We start from the raw sequence: 16869 nt of genomic DNA, 5'->3' as shown, positions 1-16869 counted from the left end.
GTCCTCCGGATACCGCCTCCACCGGTCGGCCTGCACCGAGGCCGGTCGCTCCGCTCCGGAAGCGGGGCGAGCGGCCGGGAGAGGCGGCCGGACGACCCGGCCGCCGGGCAGGCGTCGCGATCCTGAGCGTGGGCGCCGCCGGCGACGGCGCGACCACGGCCGGAACCGGCGTCATAGGCGAACCACCTCGCCCTCCTCGTCCCAGACCGTCAGCGGGAGCAGCCCGCGCGGCGTCCACTCGGCGGCGACCGTCACCGGCCGCCCGCCGGAGACAGCCAGCAGCCGCCACGGGACGCCCGCGGCAGGGTGCAACGGCAGGTGCGGCGCCAGCACCGCTCCCGCACCGCCGGTCCCATCGCTGTCGATCCCGGCGCCGTCGGCTCCCGCACGGTCGGGCTCCTCACTGACGACGCCAGCGTCGGGCCCCGCACCGCAGGGCCCCTCGCTGTCGACTCCAGCACCGTCGGCGAGGCCGTCCGGGCAGGGGACGACCCCGGCGAGCACCAGAGGCCAGGAGTCGGTCCAGGGATCGGCCGCGAGCACCTCCGCGATCAGCGCGGGGACCCGCGAGATCTCCGTCCCTGGTGGCGGGCCCGCCTCGACGTCGCCGTGCCGCACGGCCACCAGGGCGCGCAGCGGCGACGCGCCCGGGTAGAAGGCGAGATCGGCGTCGATCGTCGTGCCCGGCGGCGGGAACGACTCCGGCGGCTGCCCGACCGGCGAGAACGACAGCACCATCGCCGGGCGGCCGGTCGCGCGGCCCGCCAGCCACACACGCCGGGCGACGAGCCGCTCCTGCTCCTCGTCCCGGCAGCCGACGATGTCCCAGTGGTCCCGCACCACCGGGCCGGCCAGCACCGACTCCCTCGTGACGGGGAAGCCGACCCGGGTCCGTACGGTCTGCCGCAACGGCCCGGGCAGCGCGTCGGCGCGGCGGTGGGCGACGGCCAGCAGATGAAGCAGCGCGTACTCCCCGAGAAGGAGACCCGGCCAGTCCTCGGCGCCGAGCACCCGGGGCAGCCGGGTGACGATGCCCGCCACACCCGGCGCCTGAGCGTCGACCAGCCGCCTGGCGAGGTCGTCCCAGCCGGCCGGGCCCGTCTGGCGTGCCTGCGCGATCCCCTGCCCGATCTGATCGGCCAGCCACCGCTCCAGCTCCGACAGTCCCGCGGCGACCCTGCCCTCCCGCTGCTCGGCCTGCCCGCGCCTGACGGCCGCCCGCCCGGCCGCTTCCCCGGCACTGTCACCGGCACCGGTGCGGGCGGAAGGCGCCTCGATCGCCTGGTCCCGGCTCCGTCCTCGCGTCACGCGCCGCAGACTAGCCAGCGCCGCCGACAAAAACGCCCTCACGTCGGGACGGGCGTCCGGCCCTCGCCCGGCACGCCGCGGACGGCACCGGTCCTGCTGCTCCAGCGGTGGCGCCGGAGGGGAACGGAGGCCGTGGCGCGGCCTGTCGCGGTGGCCTCAGGGTCCCGGTGCCTTGAGGTGCCGGTGCCTTGAGGTGCCGGTGGCCTCAGGGCGTGCGTCGCGCGAGGAACACGAACTCCCGGCCCGGACGGTCCGGGGCCTCCCGCACGTCCATCACCTGGTAGCCGTTGCCGAGCAGGCTCGTCTCCACCTCGTCGCGGTCCCGGAACCGCAGCGTGGAGTCGGAGGTGACGACCGTGCCGTCCGCGAGGAACTCGAAGGTGTATCGGAAAGAGACCAGCGGCAGGGTGACGGCGGTCACCTCATGACGGCGCCGCACCGGTCCGATCCCCGCGACTTCCAAGGTGACCGGAGCGGAGTCGGCGGCCCACTCCTCCCATGCCCGATATCCGGGACGCCTCGTCTCGAACACGAGGTGGCCATCCGGGCGCAGCGCGGACCGAACTCCCCGCAGGGTCCGGGTCCAGTCGTCGTCGGTGAGGAAGACCTGCGCCACGTTTCCGGTCATCACCGCGAGGTCGAAGCCGAGAGCGGGCAGCGACGTGGCGTCGCCGTGGACCCAGGTGACTCTTCCGGCCGGGTCCTTCGATCTCGCCACCGCAAGCGACGCCTCGGCCGGATCGACCCCGACGACCGTACGGCCGCTGTCCGCGAGCAGGACCGCCAGGCACCCCGTGCCGCATCCGATGTCGAGCACGCGGCCCGCGCCCAGCTCGTCGGCGATGCCGAGGTAGGCCGCCAGGTCATCGCGGGCGCCGCCGAAGGCGTCGTAGACGGCCGCGAGGCGCGGATGAGCGAAGATCGCGTCAGGCACGCCACGACCATAACCGCGAGCGCCCCGACCCGGCGTGTCCGTCTCTCCGTACTATCCGTCCCGCGGCCGAGGCCCGGAACGCCTCGGGAGAGGCCGAACGCCGCTCCGGCCGCGGTCCCAGGAACTGTCGGTGCCGTCTGACAGGGTCGGAGTGTGAACGAGATCCCCGAGGCTAACTACTCGAAGAAGTGGGACGGCGACTCCCGGTCCGCTCCCGTCCTCGTCGGCGACGAGCGAGAGATCCTCACCGCCTCCCTGGACTGGCACCGCGAGACGTTCGCGCTCAAGTGCTCCGGCGTGCCGAAGGAACGGCTGTCCGACCAGGGAGTGCCGCCGTCCGTGCTGAGCCTCCACGGCATCCTCCGGCACCTCGCCGGCGTCGAGCGGTGGTGGTTCCGCATCCAGTTCGCCGGTGAGGACGTCCCGCTCCTCTACTACTCGGACGACGACCCCGACCAGGACTTCGAGGATCTGGGCGGGGACGTCGACGAGGCGTTCGCCGTGTGGCGTGCGGAGTGCGAGCGCTCCCGGGAGATCGTGGCCGCGGCCCGGTCGCTGGACGAGACCGGTGTCAAGCGGGCCACCGGCCAGCCGATCTCGCTGCGCCGCATCCTGGTCGACATGATCGCGGAGTACGCGCGCCACAACGGGCACGCCGACCTGCTCCGCGAGCGGATCGACGGCGCCACGGGCCACTGACGCTCCGCGCGGGCCCGCGCGGGCGGACCCGGCCGGGTGAGGTCACCGGCCGGGCAGGTCCCGCCACAGGTCGATGCCGTCGACCGCGCTCACGGGGGTGACCAGACGGCCGAGGCCGTCGATCTCGATGGTCACCTCGTCGCCGGGCGTCAGCGTGAAGTCCGACTCCGGCACGAGGCAGGTGCCGGTCGTCAGGATCACCCCGTACGGATAGCGGTCGGCGCGCAGGAGGTGTTCGACGAGGTCCTCGATCCGCCGGTGCAGCCGGCGGGTGCTCGCCGAGCCCGCCCAGATCTCGCGGGAGCCGCGCGAGATGGCGAGCCGGATGCCGAGGTCGTAGGGGTCGGGAACCTCCCAGGAGGGACGGATGCCCGGGCCCAGCGCGGTGGCGCCGAGATACATCTTCGCCTGCGGAAGATACAGCGGGTTCTCGCCCTCGATGGAGCGGGAGCTCACGTCGTCGCAGACGGTGTATCCGGCGATCTCCCCGCTGGCGCAGACCACCACGGCCAGTTCCGGCTCCGGGACGTCCCAGGACGAGTCGGGCCGTACGGCGATGGCCTGCCCGTGCCCCCGGACCCGCCAGCCGAGCGACTTGAAGAACAGCTCGGGGCGGGGGGCGTCGTACACCCGCTCGTAGATGTCGGGCTCGTGGCTCTCCTCCTTACGCGCCTCCCGCGACCTCCGGTAGGTGACGCCCGCGGCCCATACCTCCGTCCACCGATCCACGGGCGCGGCGAGTGCCAGTGTCAAGGCCGGGCCGGACGCCGCCGCGAGGGACCGGCGGAAGTGGTCGAGGCCGGACGAGAGCGCCTCCCCGAGCGAGAAGTCCTCCGGCAGCAGCCGGTCGCCCTCCTCGTCGCGCACGGCCCAGCGGGCGGGCCCGGGGACGCCGGTGTCGTCGGAGAGGTGGCCACGAACGAGTCGCATCAATGTGTGCCTTCACGAGTCGATGGGTTCCGGTGACGCGGGTGCCGCGGCCCCGCGTATACGACAGCGTGTACGAATCGGACCGTGAGAGGAAGGGTTTCGGTCACCGGGTGGGGGCCGACGCCGTCGTCACGGTTCTGTCGGGGCACCGTGCCATACTCGCGAACGTGGTCACGCGTACGCCGCAAAGGGTGCTGATCGGGCGTTCCTCCGAGCTCGATCAGCTTCTGGGCGTGCTCGACGGCGCCGCGGCCGGGCTCGCGGGCGTCGCCCTGGTGGGCGGCGACGCGGGGATCGGCAAGACGCGGATCGTGACCGAGCTGTGCGACCTGGCGCAGCGGCGGGGGTTCGTGACGCTCGCCGGGCAGTGCGCCGAGCTCGGCGACGCCCTGCCCTACCTCCCGCTGGCCGACGCGCTGCGCACCGCCGCCGCCGAGCCCGGGGGGCCGGTCGGCCCGGCCGTCACCGCCCGCCCCGCCCTGCGGCGGCTGCTGCCCGGCGACGACGCGGGCCTCGCCGAGGAGACCGCCACCGGCGGCCTCGCCCAGCAGCGTCTGTTCGGGTCGGTCCTCGACATGCTGTCGGAGGTGGCCGGGCGCCATCCCGTGCTGTTCGTCTTCGAGGACCTGCACTGGGCCGACCGCTCGACCCGTGACCTGCTCGTCTTCCTCACCCGGATGCTGCAGCGGGAGCGGGTCTGCCTCGTCGGCACCTACCGCACCGACGATCTGCACCGCCGCCACCCGCTGCGCCCGGTCCTGGCCGAGCTGCGGCGCCTGCCGCTGGTCACCGCCGTCGAGCTGCCGCCGCTGGGCGACGACGACATGGCGGCGTACCTCGCCAGCCTCGACCGGTACGACGACGGCCCGGCCGGCGCGGAACGGGAACACGGCTTCGGCGCCCTGATCGAGCGGGCCGGGGGCAACCCGTTCTTCGCCGAGGAGCTGCTGGCCGCCAGCGCCGATCACAGCCGGCTGCCGGGCACTCTCGCCGACCTGATGCTCGCGCGGGTGGAGGCCCTTTCGGACACGGCCCGTCAGGTGCTGCGGATCGCCGCGGTGGCCGGGCGCCGGGTCGGCCACGACCTGCTGCGCGAGGCCGCCGGGCTGGGGGACCTGCCGCTGGAGGAGGCGCTGCGTGAGATCGTCTCGCGGCGGCTGCTCACGGCGGGCAGCGATGGATACGCGTTCCGGCACGCGCTCCTCCAGGAGGCGGTGTACGACGACCTGCTGCCGGGCGAGCGGACCCGCCTGCACGCCACGTTCGCCGCGCTGCTCGCGGAGCGCGGCGGCTCCCCCGCCGAACTGGCCCATCATCACCTCGCCGCCCACGACACGCCGGGGGCGCTGCGGGCCTCGGTGGAGGCCGGGCGGCTGGCCTCCCAGCTGGGGGCGCCGGCGGAGGCGCACCGGCATCTCGACCGGGCACTGGAGCTGTGGGACCAGGTGCCGGCCTCCGGGCGCCCGGCCGGGGAGAGCCGGCCGCGGATCGCGCTGGCGAGCGCCGCCGCGGCCGCGGCGGCCGGTGACTCCCACAGGGCGTCGGGTCAGTTGCGGCGGCTGCGCCGGGAGGCGGACGATCCCGTCCTCGTCGCCGAGATCGGCGAGCGGCTCGCCTACTACCTGGCCGACGCGGACGACGACCGGGACGAGGCGACCGCGGCGGCCCGGGAGGCGGTGGACCTCGCGCCGCACAGCCCGCTGCTGGCCAGAGCCCTGGCCACGTACGCGCGCACGCTGTGGTGGAGCTACCGGATCGAGGAGGCGACCACGACGGCGGCCAGGGCGCTGGAGGTCGCGCAGGAGACGGGCGCCCGCGACGCCGAGGCGAGCGCCCTCGTCGTGCTGGCGCTGTCGGAGGAGTCCTCCGACGACGTCGAGCGCGCCGTCGACCTGCTCACGCGCGCCACCCGCCGTCCCTCGGGCGACCTGTCCATCGACCTGCGGGCACGGTTCAACCACGCGCGCATCCACTACGAGCACGGCCATCTCGCGGACGCCGCCCGCATCGCCGAGTCAGGCGTACGGCTGGCCGCCGAGACCGGGCTGACCTGGAGCGCCTTCGGCACCGATCTGCGCTTCCTGCACTACCTCATCCACTACGCGGACGGCGACTGGGACGCGGCCGAGCGGCTGGCCGCTGCCTTCGGCGTGCGGGTCGGCACCCGCGCGGAGGCCCAGCTGTCGTCGTTCGCCCTCTTCGTCGAGGTGGGCCGGGGACGCGCGGGGGCCGAGGAGAGGCTGCGGTGGCTGACCCCGTTCTGGTCCGACGAGCTGGTCAGCTACATGGCGCGCGGGATGGCCGCCGAGCACGCCCTGTGGCACGGCGACCCGGAGACCGCGCTCGAACACGTCGACGCGATCCTCGCGACGCTCGAACCGTTCGACCCCGGCCTGATCCGGATCGCGGCGACTGGCCTGTGGGCGCTCGCCGATCTCGGCCGGACCGGCGAGCACTGCGACGACCTGCTGCGACGGGCCAGGCACGCGGCGGCCAACGGACCCAACGGCCCGCGGGCCCGGATGGGCCCGGAGGGTCTCGCCTGGCTGGCCCGGGCGGAGGCCGAGTGGCACCGCGCCCACGGCACGGCGGACCCGGAGGTGTGGCGGCGCGCCACCGAGGCCTTCGGCTTCGGCTTCGTCTACGAGGAGGCGCGGTCGCGCCGCCGGCTGGCCGAGAGCCTGCTGCGGACAGGTGACCGCACGGCGGCCCACGCCGAGTGGGAGCGGGCGGTGACCGTCGCCGCGGCGCTGGGAGCCGGTCCGCTGCTGGCCGCGCTGCGGGAGTCCGGGGCGCGCGCCGGTTTCCGGGACCCGACCGCGGCCGCCCCCGCGCCGGACGTCCAAGCCGGTGGTGCGAGCACGGCAGACGGCGGGAGCACGGCGGGCGGCGGCGCCTCCGGGCGGCCAGGCGGGCCCTCGGCCGGCCGGGAGCCGGGGCGGCTGGCCGGGCTCACCGCGCGCGAGCGGGAGGTGCTGGCGCACGTCGCGGACGGCCTGGCCAACCGCGAGATCGGCGAGCGGCTGTTCATCTCCCAGAAGACGGTCAGCGTGCACGTCTCGAACATCCTGGCCAAGCTCGGCGTCTCCAGCCGCACCCAGGCCGCCGCGGTCGCCCACCAGGAAGGCCTGACGGGCGCCGGAGATGGAAATACTGTGTAACCGAGGCCTGAGACCAGGAGCAATCGCGGAGGTGGCAGTGGCCCGGCAGATCGTTTCCGTCGTCGGTGGTGACGAGCTCACTTCGGGCATGCCGTACGCGTCCGTCAACCCGGCGCGGCCCTCGCAGACCGTGGCGGACGTGTCGCTCACGGACGCGGCGGGCTTCGCGGACGCCTGCCGCGCCGCGTCGGCCGCCCAGCGGGAGTGGGCGCGCGTCCCGGCTCCGGTGCGCGGACGGGTGATCGCCTCGATCGGCCGCCTCGTCGAGGCCAACACCGAGGCGCTGGCCCGCCTGGTGACCGAGGAGATCGGCAAGCCGTACGCCGAGGCGCTCGGCGAGGTCCGCGAGATCGTGGACACCTGCGACTTCTTCCTCGGCGAGGGCCGCCGCCTCTACGGGCAGACGATCCCGTCGGAGATGCCGGACAAGAGCCTGTTCACCTTCCGCGTGCCGGTCGGGGTCGCGGCGGTCGTCACGGCGGGCAACTTCCCCGTCGCGGTGCCCTCCTGGTATCTGGTGCCGGCCCTGCTGTGCGGCAACGCGGTGGTCTGGAAGCCCGCCGAGTACGCCGCGGCGTCCGCGCACGCGCTCTACCGGCTGTTCGCCGCGGCCGGGCTGCCCGGCGGCGTGCTCAACATCGTGTTCGCCGACGGGGAGCAGACCTACGCGGGGCTCGACCGCGCGCTCGGCGAGGGCACGGTGCAGAAGGTCGGGTTCACCGGCTCCAGCGCGGTCGGCCGCCTCGTCGGCGAACTGTGCGGACGGCACCTGCAGTCGCCCTGCCTGGAACTCGGCGGCAAGAACCCGATGGTCGTGCTGCCGGACGCCGACCTCGACCTCGCCGCTGAGGGCGCGTTGTTCTCCGGGTTCGGCACGGCCGGTCAGCGGTGCACCTCCCTCGGGACGGTCATCGTCCACGAGGACGTGCACGACGCGTTCCTGCGCAGGTTCGCCGACGCCGTGCGGAGCGCGAAGATCGGCGACCCGAACGGCGACGTGCTGTACGGCCCGCTGCTCGACCAGAGGTTCGCCGAGCGGTACGAGGAGTACCTGGGCTGGATCCGGCCGCACCACACCGTGCTGCCCGGCCCGGTGGGCCGCATAGACGGCGAGGGCCTGTACTACCACCCGGTGATCGTGGACGGCGTCCGCCCGGACGACCGGCTGTTCCTGGAGGAGACGTTCGGCCCGATCGTGGGCGTGACCACCTTCTCCACCCTGGACGAGGCGATCGACCTCGCCAACCGCCCGGGATACGGCCTGTCGTCGTCCGTCTACACCTCCGACCCGAAGGCCGTGTTCCGCTTCCGTGAGGGCGTGTCGGCCGGGATGGTCAGCGTCAACAACTCGACGTCCGGGGCGGAGGCGCACCTGCCGTTCGGCGGGAACGGCAAGTCGGGCAACGGCAGCCGGCAGAGCGGCATGTGGGTGCTCGACCAGTTCACCCGCTGGCAGGCGATGAACTGGGACTACTCGGGCCGGCTGCAGAAGGCCCAGATGGACGTCGCCGAGATCATCCCCGACCTGGGCTTCCGGCTCTGACCCCGCGTCCTATCGCCGCCCGCGGAAGGTGCGCCGCAGGTCGTCGACCCACTCGCCGGGGATCTCCCAGGGGATGAAGTGGCCGCCGCGGTCGTGGGCGGCGAGGTTCACGAGGTTGTACCAGGCGGCCCTGTCGCTGCCGAGGAAGTGCTCCACCCGCTGGTCGGTGCGGACGCCCGGCGGGTTCTCGTGCCCGACGAAGGTGATGCCGGTGGGCGCCTCGACGACCGGCCACCGGTCGTGGGAGGGGGTCCACGGATAGCGGTTGTTGTTGGCGTAGGTGCGGATCGACGTGCCGATCGAGTTCGTCACCCAGAAGATCATCGCGTGGGTCAGCAGGTCGTCCTTGCTGAAGACGGTCTCGACGTCGCCGCCGTTGTCGCTCCAGGTGACCCAGCGTTCCAGGATCCAGGCGAGCATCCCGGCGGGCGAGTCCGACAGGCCGGCGGCGAGGGTGCTCGGGGCGAGCACGTGCGCGGCGAGATGGACGGCGAAGCGCTTCTCCAGGGCGACGACCCGGGCATGGACGTCGGCGGGCAGGCCCTCGGGGATGGGCCGGCCGCCGCTGAGGTCCCAGGCCCGGTCGCCCGAGAACAGCGTGAGCTTCTGCCCGGAGCCGATGTGGACGCCCAGCAGCTCATCGGCGTACTTGTGCCCGAGCTGGCCGGTGACCAGGGCGCCGACGTCGCATCCGGCCGCGGCGTACCTCTCGTGACCGAGGACGCGGGTCATGAGGACGTGCCAGATGTCGGCGATCTTCCAGAAGTTCATGTCCGGATGGCCGGGCAGCGGGGTGGAGAACCCGAAACCGGGCAGCGACGGCACGATCACGTCGAACGCCTCGGCCGGGTCGCCGCCGTACGCGCCGGGGTCGGCCAGGGGGTCGATCACCTTGGACCAGTGCCAGAACGTCCAGGGCCAGCCGTGGGTGAGGATCAGCGGCGTCGGGGTGGGCCCGGCGCCGGGCCGCCGCATGAAGTGGACCGGCACGCCGTCGATCTCCACCTGGTAATGCTCGTAGGCGTTGATCGCCGCCTCGGCCGCCCGCCAGTCGTACCCGTCGCGCCAGTAGGCGACGAGCTCCCGCAGGTAGGCGCCGTTCACGCCGTAACGCCAGTCGTCGTTGCCCACGTCGTCCGGCAGGCGGGTCAGCTCCAGGCGGCGGCGCAGGTCGTCGAGCACGTCGCCGGGCACGTGGATCGGCCGCGGCTCCAGCGGGAACGGCCGGTTCCCGGCGCCGCGGGTCCCGATGGTGTCGGTCGTCTCATGGCTCGTCATCGTTTCCTCCAGCCGTCGAAGGGGGGTCGGCCGGCGCAGTCCCCGGCACGGCCCCCTCGTGCAGCTCGACCATCCGGGCCAGGGCCGGGAGGGCCGCCGCGATGGCGGCCCTCTCCCCGGGCCCGAGCCGGGCGGCGAGGTCCGCGAGCCGGGCCATCCGCTCGCTGCGCCGCCCGTCCACGATCGCGGCGCCGGCCGCCGTGACCCGCACGAGGACGGCACGGCCGTCCGACGGGTCCGGGCGGCGCTCCACCAGGCCCTCGCGCTCCAGCTTGGTCACCATCTGCGTGATCGCCGACTGCGTGACCTGCTCGCCCGCGGCCAGGTCGGTGAGCCGCTTCGGGCCGCCGCCCGCCAGCGTGTGCAGCACGGACAGCGTGGTGAAGCTCAGCCGCCGCTCCGCGGGCAGGCGGATGTGCATGCGCGTGAAGTCTTCGAGGACGTGGGTCAGCTCCGCCACGCTCAGCTCGGGGAAGTCGGGCACGCGGCAAAATATATCAGAAACTTAATTAAGCAACTGAACCATACGAGAACGGCGATCCCCGGTGGGGGACGCCCACCGGGGATCGCCGTTCGGAGATAGCGCGGGGTCAGGCCTCGGGGCCCCGCCTGCCGTCGTAGCCGAGCAGCCGCATGGCGACCTCCGGGTCCATGGCCGCCGCGAGAAGCTGGGCCCGTTCGGCGGCCCGGTCCCTGGCCTCCTCGGCCCGGCGCCGCCCCGCCTGCTGCGTGCGGACGAGCAGGATCGCCACCGCGATGCCGCCGACCACCGCGACGAGCGCGACCGTCAGCAGCACCGCCGTGCCCGCCGGGACGCCGCCGACGACGGCGGCGCCCCGCGCGCCCTGCGGCGAGGCGAACAGCAGCGCGCCGAGCAGCACGAACAGCACCACCGCGACGACGAGGCCGAGCACCGCCCACAGCGCGCCGTACGACCGGCGCCGCGGCGCGGACGCCTCCCCGGGCGGCGTCTGGCCCGGCAACGGCGTCGCGGTCATCGGAGGCGGCGCGCCGTTCCACGGCACGAAGTCCGGCTGGGGCGGCTGCAACGGCTGGGGCAGGTGCCCGTTGCCGCCCGCCAGGCCGTTCGGCTGCGGGGCGAGCACCGGCGCGACCCCGCCGGAGGCGGCCACACCCGAGGAGGGACCGCCGGAGGAGGGCACGACGACGGACGCCTCCAGCGTCCGCATCCTCGGCAGCGGAAGCTCGAGCGGGACCTCGCTGTGGCCGTGATGGGCCTCCACCGCGGCCGTGTGATAGCTCTCGATCTCCTCGTAGAACTCGTCGGAGGCGTAGACGGTGCCGTCGATCAGCGGCCCCGGCCTGTTCTCGATGACCGCGACCACGTCGTCGCCGTTGAGCGTCTTGTGCTGCTCCAGCGCGTGCGCGACCGACAGCACCTCGCGGCGGTTCTCCCGCAGCAGCTCGGCCGTCTTCTCCAGCAGCCGGCTGAGGTTGAACTCGATCCGCTCGGGGAGCATGTCGGGCAGCAGCTCGTCGCGCCGGCCCGCCGGAGTGCCGGTGCCGGGCTGCGGCTGGGCCGCCTTGCCCTCGCGCAGGCCGAGCTCCTGCAGCGCGGGCAGCGAGGCGACCCCGATGCCCATGCCCCAGTGGGCCTCCATCAGGCCGGTGATGGCGGTGGCGGACTGCAGGTCGCCGGAGACGCCGGAGGAGTTGTCCTCTCCGAAGAACATGCGCTCCCCCGCCAGCGAGGCGAGGGACACCATGATGTCCGACTCGTACTCCGACTTCCACCGGGTGAACTGGTCCTCCGGCTTGATGCTGGCCACCATGCCGAGGTAGTCGGCGCCCTTCTCGATCGTCGCCAGGTCGATCTCCAGGTGGCGGCGCGTGCGGTAGGCGGCGACCGCGTGGCAGGCCTCGTGCACGGCCACGGCGTGCCGCTCGCGCTCGATGTACTCGACGTCCTCCGGCGGCCCGAGCTGCTTGAGCCGCTTGGCCCGCATCACGTCCGACCAGGTGATGGTCTCCCGGCCGTCCCGGATCGCGGTGATCAGCGACTCGTTGACCAGGTCCTTGATCGTCGCGCCGGTGGCGTACGGGGTGATCGTGGCGAGCTTGTCGATCTGCTCGTCGGTGAGCTGGTGGCTGACCTTGTCGAAGTAACCGCGGTACGTGCGGATCCGGCCCGCCTTGGAGGGGTAGCCGACCTTGTAGATGCGGTCGATGCGGCCGGGGCGCAGCAGCGCCTCGTCCAGCGCCTCGGGCAGGTTGGTCGCCATCATGATGAGGATGCGGTACTTCGGCGGCGGCTTGGGCCGCATGCCGAGCAGCCGGCGCACGTACCGGTTGACGAAACCGCGCGGCTTCTTCAGGCCGGAGATCTCGGTGAGCAGCGCCTCCAGGGTGCCCATCCCGCCACCGCCGCCCATGCCCCCGCCGTACATCAGGCGGTTGACGAAGGCGCCGGTGCGCGGCATCCGCGCGGGCGCGGCCTCGGCGGCCGGGCCCGCGGCGTGGCGGCCGAGCACGGTGCGGGTGTGCGGGTCGAGGTAGGCGAAGCCGTGGCAGCCGGCGTCCTCGAACGGCGCGGGGGCCGAGCGCCCCCAGCCGCCCGGCCCGCCCTGGGCGAGCGCGCCGCGGTTGCCGAGCGAGTCGGCCTCGTCGAAGAAGACGATGACGCCGCCGTACCGCAGGGCCAGCTTGCGCAGCTTGCGGAACAGCGACTTGACCTTCAGCACGCCGACGCCGAAGAACATGTTGATGAACGCGCCGGGGTCCACGAAGACGTACGGCTTGCCGGTGGAGCCGGCGACCGCCTCGGCCATCAGGGTCTTGCCGGTGCCGGGCGGGCCCCACAGCAGGATGCCGCTCGGCACGTAGCCGCCCCTGGCCTCGATCTCGTCCGGCTTCTCCAGGAAGACGATGTTCTCCTTGACCCGCTCGACCACGTGGTCCTGGCCCCACACGTCGGAGAACCGCGTCTTGATGTCGTCGGGGTAGTAGACGTCCACGCCGCCGCGGGACAGGAACCAGAAGATCGCGACGAACTGCCCGACGGCGAGCACCATCAGCAGCATGATCTGCAGGACCATGGGGAGGAAGCCCCACACCGTGGCCGGCACGTTGAACAGCGCCTGCAGCGGCGAGGTCTGCTGCACCTTGGCGAGCACCAGCGCGATGACCACGATCCAGACGACCCACTTGATCGCCCGTGCGATGCGGTAGCGGTTCCAGTCGTTGAACCTGCGGTGCGTCCAGCGGTTCCAGCCGCCGAAGACGCCGCGCGTCCAGAACCGGTGGTATCCGGCCGAACGCTCACTGATCAGGAAGTGGATCTGCCGGACCACTTCGAGGCCCGCCAGCCACAGGATCCAGGACGCGTTCCGCACGGTCAGCAGGAAGGCGTCGGAGACGGAGATGATGCCCTCGTACGTGGCGATCTCGTTCCAGAGCAGCACGCCGAACGCGACGGCGAGCAGGATCAGGAACTTGCTCCTGTCCCACAGCGGCAGTCGTTTCCGGGTGCGCGGGTCGCGGTCCTCGGGACCCGACCCCGGTTCGCGAAGCCCCTCGTGGTGCTTCGGTGGGAGGGCCGTGCTCATATGAGGGGCTCCTTCACGGATTGATGATGCGCTTGACCTTGAAGGACTTGACGATCGCGGCGATCTCCGCCGCCCGCTGGCGGTAGCACGCGGGCGAGCAGCGGATGAGAAGGGTGGAGGTCGTCGTCCCGTCGGCCGACAGGTAGGCGGTCTTGTCGAACGTCTGCACCGGCCCCTCCGCCACCCGGTAGTTGTAGACGGTGTGGACCCCCTTGACCCCGTCCACGATGGGCAGCACCTCGTCGTCCAGCAGTTCGAAGCCGGACAGGCCCTCCGTCTCCAGCTCCTTCTGCTGGTCCTCCGTCAGCGGCACCGGCATCGGCGGGGACACGCGCAGCAGGTTGAGCGACGCGGCGTTCTGCTTGTCCTCGGTGAGCTTCTCCACCTTGGCGAACACGAAGGGTTTGTCCTCGCCGCTCGCCGGGCCCCGGACGAGGTGCAGGATCGACGGCTGGTCGTGGGCGTCGAACGCGGCCGTCCAGAGGGCCTGTTTCGCGAGCTGCGCGGTGGCCGACTCCGTGCCGCCGAAGATCTGTTCGTCGATCGTCTTCTGGTCGACCTGACGCCACGAGACGGGGACCTTGAAGTAGGTGTCGCCCGTGTCGTCGTGTACGTACGTGTACTGGGGGCCGGCACAGCCGGACAGCACGGAGGCGGCCATCGCCGCCCCTGCGACCGTTCCCACCACCCCGGTCCTTACCCGCGGTCTTTCCACCAGGGCCCAACCTCCGCTTTGCGGGTCTACGAGGTAGTAGTGCCCGTTCTCAAATCGTTCTTCTCACGGTAGATCCGCGACGCCTCGGAAAACTAGACCGAATCTTGCCCGGATCCGTACTCCTCCTGTTACATCGAGGTTGCGCGGCTCCGTACCCGCCCGCCGGCAGGGCGGCGCGTCACGGATGGCGATACCCACCGGAGCGCGGCCGGAAGCGGCCCTCGGCCCATCGGACGGCCGCCCGGAAACGAGATCTCTTCTGCGGAAGGTGTAACACCTCGGCGGCCGGAACACGACAACCTGAGTGCATGCCGCCAGATTCACCGCGGAGGGACCGGACGCCATGGAGCAGGCCCACGGAGGGGACGGCGTCGGCCAAGGGCCGGACGGCCTCTTCGGCGCGCTCGCGGAACGCATGTTCTCGGAGGTGTGGTCCCGCCAGGTCCTCACGTGCCGGGAACGCCGCCTGCTGCTGGTGGGCCTCCTCGTGGGCCAGGGCATGGACGACGCGCTGGAGCGCCACCTCGACACCGCCCTGCGGTCCGGCGAGCTGACCCCGGCCGAACTGCGCGAGACCGTCGTCTTCCTGACCCTGTACGCCGGGTGGCCCCGCGCGACCCGGCTCAGCGCCCAGGTGGAGAAGCTGATCTGCCGCACCGCCCGCGCGTGACCCGGCGCGGCGGCGGGATGGGTACGCTGCCGTCATGCCCACCGCACTCATCACCGGCGCGACCGCCGGGATCGGCGCCGCCTTCGCCCGGCGCCTGGCAGCCGACGGGTTCTCCCTGGTCCTGGTGGCCCGCGACGAGGAGCGCCTGACCGCCTCCGCCGAGGCGCTGCACAAGCGGTACGGCGTGACGGCCGAGACGCTGCGCGCCGACCTGGCCACCGAGGAGGGGATCGCGGCCGCCGAGGAGCGGCTGCGCTCGGGGGTGGACCTGCTGGTCAACAACGCCGGGTTCGGGCATCCCGGCGGCTTCCTCGACACCCCGATCGACGACGAGGTCCGGATGCTGCGGCTGCACTGCGAGGCGGTGCTGCGGCTGACGCAGGCGGCCCTGCCGTACATGATCTCCAAGGGCCGCGGCGGGGTCGTCAACGTGGCCTCGGTCGCGGCGTTCCTCCCCGGAGGCACCTACGGCGCGTCGAAGTCGTGGGTGGTGAACTACAGCACCTCGGCGGCCGGCCTGGTCGGCCGCCGCGGCGTGCGGGTGATGGCGCTGTGCCCGGGGTTCGTGCGGACGGAGTTCCACGGCCGGGCCCAGCTCGACATGTCCCATCTGCCGCCCTTCGCGTGGCTGTCGGCCGACCGCGTCGCCGCCGACGCGATGCGCGACCTCGCCCGCGGGGCGTGGGTGAGCGTGCCGTCGGCCCGCTACAAGGCGGTCGTCGCGCTCCTCCGGCTGCTGCCGGTCAACCTGCTCGGCCGGATAGCGCGGGTCCGCTACCGGTGACTCAGAGCCGCTCGACGTTCGGGCCGCGGCAGCGGCCCCGGGTGTCGAAGACGAACCGGCTCGCCCGCTGGACCAGGTCGTAGTCGTAGCAGTCGGGCGCGCCGAGCACCACGACCACATCCGCGCGCGCCAGTTCGGCGGCGTCCGGCTCGACGACCTCGACGCCCGCGGGCACCAGCAGGTCGCCGGCGCGGGAGTCGGCGGCCCGGGGGTCGGCGGCCCGCACCCGGGCGCCCAGCCGGCACAGCGACTTCGCCACCTCCACGGGCGTCAGGCCGAGCAGCAGGATCCGGCTGCCCCGGACCGCGCGGCAGCGCCGGTTGAGCGCGAGGCCGATCCGGTCCACCACGTACGCCGGCATGTTCGCGTTGACGTCGTTGGCCGCCTCGATCAGCCGGAAGCCGCGCCCGGCCCGGTGCCTGACCGCCCACGGCACGTACGACACGTCGACCGGCAGGCACGAGTCCGGCAGGCCCGGACCCGGCCGCGCGCCGGGTCGGCCGTACGGGGTGCCGGCGGCGGCCTCGGCGGCCTCCCACACGTCGACGCCGAGCTGCCCGGCGAAGATCGCCAGCTCGTTGGCCAGGGCGGCGTCCAGATGCGCGCGGGCGCCTTCCAGCAGCGCGCACAGCTCGGCCACGCGAGGTGACGACACCGGCACGGTCTCCCGCACCAGCCGCCCGTAGAGGTAGGTCACGGCGCGCAGCGAGGCCGGGCCGACGCCCGACACGACCTTCGGCGTGTTGCCGATCCGCCAGCGGGGGTCGCCGGGCTCGGCGCGGCGCGGGCTGTGGCCGAGATGGAAGTCCTCCCCCGCCCGCAGCCCCGACCCGCGTTCCAGGACCGGCCCGACGAACTCCTCGGTGGTGCCGGGGTAGGCGGCGGTCTCCACCACGACGGTCGCCCCCGGGCGTACGAAGGGGGCGACGCGGCCGGCGGCCGTGCCGAGCGGGCCGAGGTCGGGCGCGCCGTCCCGCATCCGCACGGCGACGGTGAGCACGCAGAAGTCGAACCCGGACGCGTCGGCGGCGTCGGCGCTGGCCGTGTAGCGGCCGGAGGCGTGCGCGGCGGCGAGCTCGCCCGCGCCGACGCCCTCCACGCAGGGCTCCCCCGCGTTCAGCCGCTTGACCCGCCACTCGTCCTCGTCGAGGCCGACCACGCGGAACCCGGCCTCCGCGGCGCGTGTCGCGAGGGGCAGGCCGGCCGGGCCCTGGCCCACGACCACCAGCTTCTCCGCCATGGGACGACTGTAGGAGCGGCCGCGCCGCCCGCCCCGCGATT

Annotated in this window: 13 protein-coding genes; 5 read left to right on the top strand and 8 right to left on the bottom strand. The window is 73.3% G+C overall.

What is annotated here, in order from left to right; genetic code table 11:
• Window positions 1-171: 171 nt before the first annotated feature.
• Both HHX40_RS35615 and HHX40_RS08795 read right to left on the bottom strand, forming a co-directional pair.
• Window positions 172-1308, bottom strand: coding sequence for an SWIM zinc finger family protein (locus HHX40_RS35615; protein WP_220498995.1), 1137 nt, complete (start codon window positions 1306-1308; stop codon window positions 172-174).
• 205 nt (window positions 1309-1513) lie between these two features.
• A complete protein-coding gene (locus tag HHX40_RS08795) occupies window positions 1514-2242 on the bottom strand; it encodes a class I SAM-dependent methyltransferase (protein ID WP_182880127.1) in 729 nt (242 codons plus the stop codon).
• A 153-nt stretch (window positions 2243-2395) separates the two neighbouring features.
• Here HHX40_RS08795 and HHX40_RS08790 point away from each other — a divergent pair, with 153 nt between their 5' ends.
• Entirely contained in the window at window positions 2396-2941 is a 546-nt protein-coding gene (locus tag HHX40_RS08790; RefSeq protein WP_138460049.1) for a DinB family protein, read from the top strand.
• A gap of 42 nt (window positions 2942-2983) precedes the next feature.
• Here HHX40_RS08790 and HHX40_RS08785 read toward each other — a convergent pair whose 3' ends face one another.
• A complete protein-coding gene (locus HHX40_RS08785) occupies window positions 2984-3871 on the bottom strand; it encodes a fumarylacetoacetate hydrolase family protein (protein WP_182880126.1) in 888 nt (295 codons plus the stop codon).
• A gap of 167 nt (window positions 3872-4038) precedes the next feature.
• Between HHX40_RS08785 and HHX40_RS37580 the strand changes: the two genes are divergently transcribed.
• Window positions 4039-7032 (top strand): helix-turn-helix transcriptional regulator, encoded by a 2994-nt coding sequence (locus HHX40_RS37580; RefSeq protein ID WP_310738001.1) that lies wholly within the window; start codon window positions 4039-4041, stop codon window positions 7030-7032.
• A 31-nt stretch (window positions 7033-7063) separates the two neighbouring features.
• Entirely contained in the window at window positions 7064-8575 is a 1512-nt protein-coding gene (locus HHX40_RS08775; RefSeq protein WP_310738000.1) for an aldehyde dehydrogenase family protein, read from the top strand.
• A gap of 9 nt (window positions 8576-8584) precedes the next feature.
• Here HHX40_RS08775 and HHX40_RS08770 read toward each other — a convergent pair whose 3' ends face one another.
• The 4 genes from HHX40_RS08770 to HHX40_RS08755 form a co-directional block, all read right to left on the bottom strand.
• Window positions 8585-9853, bottom strand: coding sequence for an epoxide hydrolase family protein (locus tag HHX40_RS08770; protein ID WP_182880124.1), 1269 nt, complete (start codon window positions 9851-9853; stop codon window positions 8585-8587).
• Window positions 9840-10337: a MarR family transcriptional regulator gene (locus HHX40_RS08765; RefSeq protein WP_310737999.1), complete on the bottom strand. Its 498-nt coding sequence runs from the start codon at window positions 10335-10337 to the stop codon at window positions 9840-9842. The genes HHX40_RS08770 and HHX40_RS08765 overlap by 14 nt, the downstream gene beginning before the upstream one ends.
• A 106-nt stretch (window positions 10338-10443) precedes the next feature.
• Complete coding sequence (locus HHX40_RS08760) at window positions 10444-13419, bottom strand: AAA family ATPase (protein WP_182880123.1); 2976 nt, start codon at window positions 13417-13419, stop codon at window positions 10444-10446.
• 13 nt (window positions 13420-13432) lie between these two features.
• Window positions 13433-14104 carry a hypothetical protein gene (locus tag HHX40_RS08755; protein WP_133306131.1) on the bottom strand — a complete coding sequence of 224 codons (672 nt, stop codon included), beginning with the start codon at window positions 14102-14104 and terminating at the stop codon, window positions 13433-13435.
• Between the two features lie 334 nt (window positions 14105-14438).
• Between HHX40_RS08755 and HHX40_RS08750 the strand changes: the two genes are divergently transcribed.
• Window positions 14439-14804 carry a carboxymuconolactone decarboxylase family protein gene (locus HHX40_RS08750; protein WP_310737998.1) on the top strand — a complete coding sequence of 122 codons (366 nt, stop codon included), beginning with the start codon at window positions 14439-14441 and terminating at the stop codon, window positions 14802-14804.
• A 34-nt stretch (window positions 14805-14838) separates the two neighbouring features.
• On the top strand, window positions 14839-15588 hold the full coding sequence (locus tag HHX40_RS08745) for an SDR family NAD(P)-dependent oxidoreductase (protein ID WP_182877022.1): 750 nt from the start codon (window positions 14839-14841) through the stop codon (window positions 15586-15588).
• 1 nt (window position 15589) lies between these two features.
• On the opposite strand, the gene HHX40_RS08740 is transcribed toward HHX40_RS08745, so the two are convergent.
• Window positions 15590-16828 carry a nucleotide sugar dehydrogenase gene (locus tag HHX40_RS08740; RefSeq protein ID WP_182880122.1) on the bottom strand — a complete coding sequence of 413 codons (1239 nt, stop codon included), beginning with the start codon at window positions 16826-16828 and terminating at the stop codon, window positions 15590-15592.
• Window positions 16829-16869 lie beyond the last annotated feature (41 nt).

This window comes from Microbispora sp. H10949, from assembly GCF_014161435.1.
GTDB classification, from domain to species: Bacteria; Actinomycetota; Actinomycetes; order Streptosporangiales; family Streptosporangiaceae; genus Microbispora; species Microbispora triticiradicis.
This window is presented reverse-complemented; position numbering and strand designations above follow the sequence as displayed.

Excerpts from the sequence above, each read along its gene's own strand:
- HHX40_RS08785 (WP_182880126.1), bottom strand. The coding sequence starts at position 3,871 with ATGCGACTCGTTCGTGGCCACCTCTCCGACGACACCGGCGTCCCCGGG.
- HHX40_RS08770 (WP_182880124.1), bottom strand. The coding sequence starts at position 9,853 with ATGACGAGCCATGAGACGACCGACACCATCGGGACCCGCGGCGCCGGG.
- HHX40_RS08760 (WP_182880123.1), bottom strand. The coding sequence starts at position 13,419 with ATGAGCACGGCCCTCCCACCGAAGCACCACGAGGGGCTTCGCGAACCG.
- HHX40_RS08745 (WP_182877022.1), top strand. The coding sequence starts at position 14,839 with ATGCCCACCGCACTCATCACCGGCGCGACCGCCGGGATCGGCGCCGCC.
- HHX40_RS08740 (WP_182880122.1), bottom strand. The coding sequence starts at position 16,828 with ATGGCGGAGAAGCTGGTGGTCGTGGGCCAGGGCCCGGCCGGCCTGCCC.